General features: G+C 42.8%; 1 pseudogene. It reads left to right on the plus strand.

Annotated features, from left to right (window positions below):
- A pseudogene (locus E0D98_RS25190) lies at positions 1-687 on the plus strand (RHS repeat-associated core domain-containing protein); the annotation flags it as partial.
- Positions 688-727 lie beyond the last annotated feature (40 nt).

The raw sequence follows: 727 nt of genomic DNA on the forward strand, positions 1-727 counted from the left end.
GCAATACGGCGTGGAGCGCGGAATATGATGAATGGGGCAACCAGCTTAATGAGGAGAACCCGCATCACCTGCACCAGCCGTACCGGCTGCCGGGGCAGCAGTATGATAAGGAGTCGGGGCTGTACTACAACCGGAACCGGTACTACGATCCGTTGCAGGGGCGGTATATCACTCAGGACCCGATAGGGCTGGAGGGGGGGATGGAGTCTGTATGCGTACCCGCTGAATCCGGTGAATGGTATTGATCCATTAGGGTTAAGTCCCGCAGATGTAGCGCTAATAAGAAGAAAAGATCAACTAAACCATCAAAGAGCATGGGATATATTATCTGATACTTATGAAGATATGAAGAGATTAAATTTAGGTGGGACTGATCAATTTTTCCATTGTATGGCATTTTGTCGAGTGTCTAAATTAAATGACGCTGGTGTTAGCCGATCGGCGAAAGGGCTGGGTTATGAAAAAGAGATTAGAGATTACGGGTTAAATCTGTTCGGTATGTACGGCAGAAAAGTAAAGCTATCCCATTCTGAAATGATTGAAGATAATAAAAAAGACTTGGCTGTAAATGACCATGGGTTGACATGTCCATCAACAACAGATTGCTCAGATAGATGTAGTGATTATATTAATCCAGAGCATAAAAAAACGATAAAGGCTTTACAAGATGCTGGCTATCTCAAGTAATCTATCAAAGATGATAATATTTATTTTTGCTATTATAATC

This window comes from Escherichia sp. KCJ4928, assembly GCF_004352695.1.
In the GTDB taxonomy this organism is placed as follows: Bacteria; Pseudomonadota; Gammaproteobacteria; order Enterobacterales; family Enterobacteriaceae; genus ECMA0423.